Source organism: Hydrogenophaga sp. A37 (genome assembly GCF_002001205.1).
In the GTDB taxonomy this organism is placed as follows: Bacteria; Pseudomonadota; Gammaproteobacteria; order Burkholderiales; family Burkholderiaceae_C; genus Hydrogenophaga.
In genome coordinates this window covers 1-6,256 of sequence record NZ_MUNZ01000030.1, presented here as the reverse complement: position 1 = coordinate 6,256, position 6,256 = coordinate 1, and the positions used below count along the sequence as shown (strand labels likewise).

7 protein-coding genes are annotated in these 6,256 nt (G+C 69.3%); 6 read left to right on the top strand and 1 reads right to left on the bottom strand.

The features are described 5' to 3' along the window. The first annotated feature begins 19 nt into the window (after window positions 1-19). From B0E41_RS00370 to B0E41_RS00345, 6 genes are all read left to right on the top strand, one after another. Entirely contained in the window at window positions 20-1,207 is a 1,188-nt protein-coding gene (locus B0E41_RS00370; protein ID WP_077327495.1) for a cyclopropane-fatty-acyl-phospholipid synthase family protein, read from the top strand. Between the two features lie 10 nt (window positions 1,208-1,217). Then, a complete protein-coding gene (locus tag B0E41_RS00365; protein ID WP_077327489.1) occupies window positions 1,218-1,781 on the top strand; it encodes a chalcone isomerase family protein in 564 nt (187 codons plus the stop codon). A 208-nt stretch (window positions 1,782-1,989) separates the two neighbouring features. After that, window positions 1,990-3,291, top strand: a complete 1,302-nt coding sequence (locus B0E41_RS00360) for an MFS transporter (RefSeq protein ID WP_143433590.1) — start codon at window positions 1,990-1,992, stop codon at window positions 3,289-3,291. Beyond that, on the top strand, window positions 3,288-3,905 hold the full coding sequence (locus tag B0E41_RS00355) for a DUF3833 domain-containing protein (protein ID WP_077327486.1): 618 nt from the start codon (window positions 3,288-3,290) through the stop codon (window positions 3,903-3,905). Before B0E41_RS00360 ends, B0E41_RS00355 begins: the two co-directional genes overlap by 4 nt. Window positions 3,906-4,065: 160 nt before the next feature. Further along, entirely contained in the window at window positions 4,066-4,938 is an 873-nt protein-coding gene (locus tag B0E41_RS00350; protein ID WP_077327483.1) for an SDR family NAD(P)-dependent oxidoreductase, read from the top strand. A 6-nt stretch (window positions 4,939-4,944) separates the two neighbouring features. Further along, window positions 4,945-5,388 (top strand): nuclear transport factor 2 family protein, encoded by a 444-nt coding sequence (locus B0E41_RS00345; RefSeq protein ID WP_077327480.1) that lies wholly within the window; start codon window positions 4,945-4,947, stop codon window positions 5,386-5,388. Window positions 5,389-5,526: 138 nt separating this feature from the next. On the opposite strand, the gene B0E41_RS00340 is transcribed toward B0E41_RS00345, so the two are convergent. Beyond that, window positions 5,527-6,141 carry a glutathione S-transferase C-terminal domain-containing protein gene (locus B0E41_RS00340; RefSeq protein WP_077327477.1) on the bottom strand — a complete coding sequence of 205 codons (615 nt, stop codon included), beginning with the start codon at window positions 6,139-6,141 and terminating at the stop codon, window positions 5,527-5,529. Window positions 6,142-6,256: the final 115 nt, after the last annotated feature.

Here is a 6,256-nt window from a genome sequence, read left to right as displayed (position 1 = left end):
TCAGAGCGCCGGTTTCGACCTGCCGCGCAACGCCCCCGCCGCCGCGCGCACCGTGATGCAACTGCTGCAGCGCCTGCAACATGGCAGCCTCACGCTGCAACTGCCCGACGGCACGGTGCAGCGCTTCGGCAGCGTGGACGGCCCGCACGCGAGCCTGCGTCTGCTGAACTGGAACGTGTGCGGCGCGGCCCTCAAATCGGGCGACATCGGCTTCGCCGAGAGCTACATCGCGGGCGACTGGCACTCGCCCAACCTCACCGACCTGCTGCGCCTCTTCGTGGTCAACCGGCGCGAGATCGAAGACGTGATCTACGGCTCGTGGATCGGGCGCCTGGCCTACTGGGTCAAGCACCGCCTCAACCGCAACAGCAAGGTCAACAGCCGCAAGAACATCCACGCCCACTACGACCTGGGCAACGCCTTCTACAGCCTCTGGCTCGATCAGACGATGAACTACTCGTCGGCCCTGTTCGAAACGCCAGACCAGCCCATGGTCGAAGCGCAACACGCCAAGGTACGGCGCGCCCTGCGCATGGCCCAGGTGCAAGCCGGCGACCGCGTGCTGGAGATCGGCTGCGGCTGGGGCGCGCTGGCCGAAATGGCGACCACGGAGTTCGGCGCCTCCGTCACCGGCGTGACGCTCTCCACCGAACAACTCGTGTTTGCCCAGGCGCGCATGGCACGGCTCGGTGTGCAGGACCGGACTGATCTGCGTCTGCAGGACTACCGCGACATCGACGACACCCCCTTCGACGCCATCTGCTCCATCGAGATGGTCGAGGCCGTGGGCCGCGACTACTGGCCCACTTATTTCAGCGCGCTGCAGCGCCTGCTCAAGCCGGGCGGCCGCGCCTGCCTTCAGAGCATCGTGATTCACGACGCGCTGTTTGACCGCTACATCGCGGGCACCGACTTCATCCAGCAGTACATCTTCCCTGGCGGCTGCCTGCCCTGCCCCCGCGAGCTGCGCGCGCAGGCCGCGCTCGCGGGCCTGGAGGTGGAAGACAACTTCTGCTTCGGGCTGGACTACGCGCGCACCCTGCGGCTCTGGCGCGAGGACTTTCTGAAGAACCAGGAGCAGGTGCTGCAGCTGGGCTTCGACCATCGCTTCCTGCGCATCTGGGAGTTCTACCTCGCCTACTGCGAAGCCGCGTTCGAAGAGCACAACACCGACGTGGTGCAGCTCACGCTGCGCAAGCCCGTCTGACCGGCCCCCCATGACACCCCGCCGCACCTTCTGTCTCGCTGCACTCGCGTCCACCTGGGTGCTGGCCATGCCCCTGGGGGCGCAGGCCAACACGGCCGTCAGCGGTCTGGAGAGCGTGTTGCAAAACGCGCAGACGGTGGGCAACGCGCGCCTGAAGGTCTGGGGCTTCGAGGTGTACGACGCGACGCTGCGGGCCGACCCCGGCTTCACCGCCACCGCGTTCGACCGCCACCGCTTCGCGCTGGAGCTGAACTACCTGCGCGCCTTTAAAGGCGCCGACATCGCCGAGCGTTCGATCGACGAGATGCAGGCCATCGAGGCCCTGACGGCCGAACAGGCCACGCGCTGGCAACAGGCCATGGCCCGCCTGTTCCCCAACGTGCAGAAGGGCGACCGCATCACCGGCCTGCACCTGCCCGGCCAGGCCGCGCGCTTCTACCTCAACGGCCGCCTGCTCGGCGACATCAGCGACCCCGAGTTCGCGCGCCGCTTCTTCGGCATCTGGCTCTTGCCACAGACCTCGCAGCCGCGCATGCGTGAGCAGTTGCTGGGTCTGGCCGGCCGCACGCCATGAGCGCCGCGCCGGGCCGTTCCCAAGCAAGCTCGCACCGCAGCCCGCAGGGCGAAGGTACTCCCGTGAGCGCCGCCCGGCCGCTCCGAAGGTGCTCAGCCTCGCAGTGCGCAGCACGGAGGGTCGTCCAGTGAGCGCCGCGCCGGGCCGTTCGCCAGCCAGCTCGCTGGGAGAAGACACGCACGCGACAACCGACCCAGCGGCCCGCTTCATCGGCCCCGGCGCCTGGCGCCAGGGCCTGGGCTACGGCCTGCTCGGCCTGCCGCTCGCCTTCGTGGCGCTGCCCTTGTACGTGGTGCTGCCCAACCACTACGCGCGCAGTTTTGCCGCGCCGCTGGCTGCGCTGGGCGCTGTGCTGCTCACCGCGCGCCTGTTCGACGCCGTGCTCGACCCCTGGATCGGCCGCTGGGTGGACCGCCTGTTCGCGCGCTCGCATCGCGCCGTGCTGGGCGCGGGCGCGGTGGCCGCCGTCGTGCTGGCGCTGGGCCTGTGGGGCCTGCTGTTTCCACCCACCGCCGTGCAGGGCAGCACCACCGCCCTGCTCACCTGGGCCGGTGGCCTGATGGCGCTGACCTACACGGCCTACAGCATCGCCAGCGTGGCGCACCAGGCTTGGGGGGCGCGGCTGGGCGGCAGCGAGCCGCAGCGCAGCCGCGTGGTCGCGTGGCGCGAAGGCCTGGCTTTGCTCGGCGTGTTGGTTGCGGCGGTGCTGCCCGGCACGCTGGGCCTGGGCGCGACCGTCGGCGCCTTCGCCGTGCTGCTGGCGCTGGGCTGGTGGGCGTGGAGCCGCGCGGTGGTGCCGCAGGTCGGCGATCACCCGCTCGCCGCGGCGCCGGTGGGTCGCTCGCCGCTGCGCCAGCCGGCGTTCGTGCGGCTGCTGCTGGTGTTCGTGGTGAACGGCACGGCCAGCGCTGTGCCGGCCACGCTGGTGCTGTTCTTCGTGCAGGACCGCCTGCAGGCGCCCGCCGCGCTGGAGCCGGCCTTCCTCGGCCTCTACTTCCTGTTTGCGGCGCTCTCGTTGCCGCTCTGGTTGAAGCTCGTGGCCCGCATCGGCCTGGCGCGCAACTGGCTCGCGGGCATGGCGCTGTCGGTCGCGGCCTTCGTCTGGACCACCACGCTGGGCACCGGCGACAGCACCGCGTTTCTCATCATCTGCGCGCTCTCCGGCATCGCGCTGGGCACCGATCTCGCACTGCCGGGCGCGCTGCTCACCGGCCTGCTCGGCGATCTGGGCGAGCGCGGCAAGCGCGAAGGCGCCTACCTCGGCTGGTGGAACTTCGCGGCCAAGCTCAACCTCGCGCTCGCCGCCGGTCTGGCACTGCCGCTGCTCGCCCTGTTCGGCTACGCGCCCGGCGCGCGCGACGAGGCCGGTCTGCAGAGCCTGACCATCGCCTACGGCCTGCTGCCCTGCGCGCTCAAGCTGCTGGCAGCCGCCGGCCTGTACCTGCTGGTGATCCGCCGCCCGGCGGCATCGCCGCTCACCGCAACCACCCCCTTGAAAGCCCACCCATGAAACGACGCCTCTTGCTCACCGCCGGGGCCGCCGCCAGCGCCCTGGTGCTCACCGGGTGCGCTGGCCCCCAGATCAGCGAATTCGCCGGCCAGAAACCCGCGCTCGACCTGCGCCAGTACTTCAACGGAACGCTGGACGCCTACGGCGTGTTCACCGACCGCTCGGGCGCGGTGGTCAAACGCTTCACCGTGGTCATGCGCTGCAGCTGGACCGGCGAAGACGGCGTGCTCGACGAAGACTTCACGTATTCGGACGGCACCACACAGAAGCGCATCTGGCGCCTCAAGCACCTGGGCAATGGTCGTTACAGCGGCATGGCGGACGACGTGGTCGGCAGCGCGCTGGGCGAGACGCAGGGCAACACCTTCCGCTGGGGCTATACGCTGGCGCTGCCGGTCGGCGGCTCGAGCGACGCCGGGCCGCCCCAAGTCGCGAGCGCCCCCTCGGGGGGCAGCGCAGCACGCGAAGCGGCCAGCGTGGGGGCCACGATCGTGAACGTCGAATTCGACGACTGGATGTACCTCATGGATGCGCGCGTGATGCTCAACAAAGCCACCATGAGCAAGTTCGGCATCCGCCTGGGCGAGGTCACGCTGAGCTTCGTGAAGAGATGACCCCCCGCGCCGCTTCGCGTCACCCCCCTCCAGGGGGGCGGCACTGGCCGTCCGGCAAAGCCGGCCCGGCGGTGCCCTTGGGCGGCACCGTCTCATGCGTCGGGGTCGCGCTCCGGCACCATGAAACCCGACACCGTTTTCTGTCCCATCGGCCACTCCCATGACTCCCCAACGCAGCTTCGTCGAACCCAGCGTCGCGCACACGGACCGCCCCGCGCAGCAGAGGCGCGGCTGGTCGCTGTTGCGCCCGTTCAACCCACCGATCACCGACTGGCGCGGTCAACGCGTCTGGGTGGTGGGTGCGTCCAGCGGCATCGGCCTGGCCACGGCCGAGGCGCTGGTCGCGCGCGGTGCCAGCGTGCAGGTGTCGGCGCGCGGCGCAGCCGCGCTGGAGCAGCTGGTGACACGGCACACACGCACTGGCGAGCCACCCGCTGTGCAGGCCTGGCCGCTGGACGTGACCGACGCGAACGCTGTGGCCACCACCGCGCGCGCCATCCTGGCGCACGGCCCGCTGGATCTGGTGGTCTATTGCGCCGGCCACTACCGCGAGATGCGGGCCATCGAATTCGACCTGGCCGAGATGAAGCAGCACCTGGCGATCAACTACACCGGCGCGCTGCACGTGCTCGACGCGGTGCTGCCGGCGTTCACCGCGCGCGGTGCCGGCCACATCAGCCTCATCAGCAGCGTGGCGGGTTTTCGCGGCCTGCCCAAGAGCTTGGCCTACGGTCCCACCAAGGCCGCGCTCACCCACCTCGCTGAAACGCTGTACCTCGACCTGGAACCGCTGGGGCTGGGTGTGAGCGTGGTACACCCGGGCTTCGTTCAGACGCCGCTGACCGCGCAGAACAACTTCACCATGCCCGCGCTGATCACGCCCGACCACGCAGCAGCCGCCATGCTCGGCGGCTGGGCGGCGGGCCACTTCGACATCCACTACCCCAAGCGCTTCACCCGCTGGATGAAGCTGCTGCGCCTGCTGCCCTACCGCGCCTACTTCCCGGCCGTGCGGCGATTCACCGGGCTATAAACAGCCATGCACACCGAAGACAGCCGCGCCGCCGTCGCACGCCTCACTGCCTGGTTCGAATCGCTGACACCACAAAGCCTCGGCCAACTGGGCCGCTTCTACACCGCCGACGCGCGCTTCAAGGACCCGTTCAACGAGGTCCGGGGCGTGCCCTCGATCACGCTGATCTTCAAACACATGTTCGTGACCCTGCACGAACCGCGCTTCGTCGTGACGCAGCAGATCGTGGACGGCCATCAGGCCTTTCTGGTGTGGGAATTCCGTTTCCGCTTCAGGCGCTTTGACACGGTGACGCAACAGGTGATCCGTGGTGGATCGCACCTCACGCTGGCCCCCGACGGCCGCGTCAGCCACCACCGCGACTACTGGGACGCCGCGGAAGAGCTGTACGAAAAACTGCCGGGCCTGGGCGCGCTCATGCGGTTCCTGAAACGCAAGACCAGCCAGTAAGCCGGCCGGAGCGCGTGCATCAAGTTCCAGAATGCGGCGGAACCGGCTCCGCCGGGCCGCTCGCATTGCCCCCTTGAGGGGGTGACGCGCCCTCAGGCGCGGCGCAGGGGTGGGTCGATCAATCGCGCGGCGCGGAGGTCAGTTCGGTCCAGTGTCCGCGAAACTCTGGCGCAGCGCCAGCTTGTCGCTGAGCTTGACCAGATTGGGGTGTGCGGTGCGCCAGTCGATCTGGGGGAAGCGGAAGTCGAGGTAACCCAGAGCGCAGCCCACCGCGATGTCGGACAGGCTCAGGTGAATGCCCGAACAGAACGGCTTGTCGCCCAGGCCCTGGCCCATGGCCTTGAGCGCGGCGTCGATCTTGCCCATCTGACGGTCGATCCAGGCCTGCGAGCGCTGCTCGGCGCTGCGCCCGGCCCAGGTCGCTTCGAGCCGCGCCAGGATGGCCGCGTCGAGCACCCCGTCGGCCAGCGCTTCCCAGGTCTTGACCTCAGCGCGTTCGCGGCCTTGCACCGGGATCAGCTTGCCCACCGGCGACAGCGTGTCGAGGTACTCGACGATCACGCGCGAGTCGAACACCGCTTCGCCGCCCTCCATCACCAGGCAGGGCACCTTGCCGAGCGGGTTGGAGGTGACGATCTTCGTGTCCGCCGACCACACGTCTTCGGGCAGGAACTGGTAGTCCAGCTTCTTCTCGGCCATGACGATGCGCACTTTGCGCACGTAAGGGCTGGTGATGGCGCCGATGAGTTTCATGGAATGCGTGTGAGTGGGAGTCCCTGGGCCGGCCATTTTAGCCAGCCGTCGCTTGGCGTGCGCTGACAGGCCCAAAGTGGTGGGTGCGCCCACCCCGCCTTCTACAATCCGAGGA

What these genes read in the sequence shown, in the direction of transcription:
- B0E41_RS00345 (WP_077327480.1), top strand. Translation starts at nt 4,945, where the DNA reads ATGCACACCGAAGACAGCCGCGCCGCCGTCGCACGCCTCACTGCCTGG.
- B0E41_RS00355 (WP_077327486.1), top strand. Translation starts at nt 3,288, where the DNA reads ATGAAACGACGCCTCTTGCTCACCGCCGGGGCCGCCGCCAGCGCCCTG.
- B0E41_RS00350 (WP_077327483.1), top strand. Translation starts at nt 4,066, where the DNA reads ATGACTCCCCAACGCAGCTTCGTCGAACCCAGCGTCGCGCACACGGAC.
- B0E41_RS00340 (WP_077327477.1), bottom strand. Translation starts at nt 6,141, where the DNA reads ATGAAACTCATCGGCGCCATCACCAGCCCTTACGTGCGCAAAGTGCGC.
- B0E41_RS00365 (WP_077327489.1), top strand. Translation starts at nt 1,218, where the DNA reads ATGACACCCCGCCGCACCTTCTGTCTCGCTGCACTCGCGTCCACCTGG.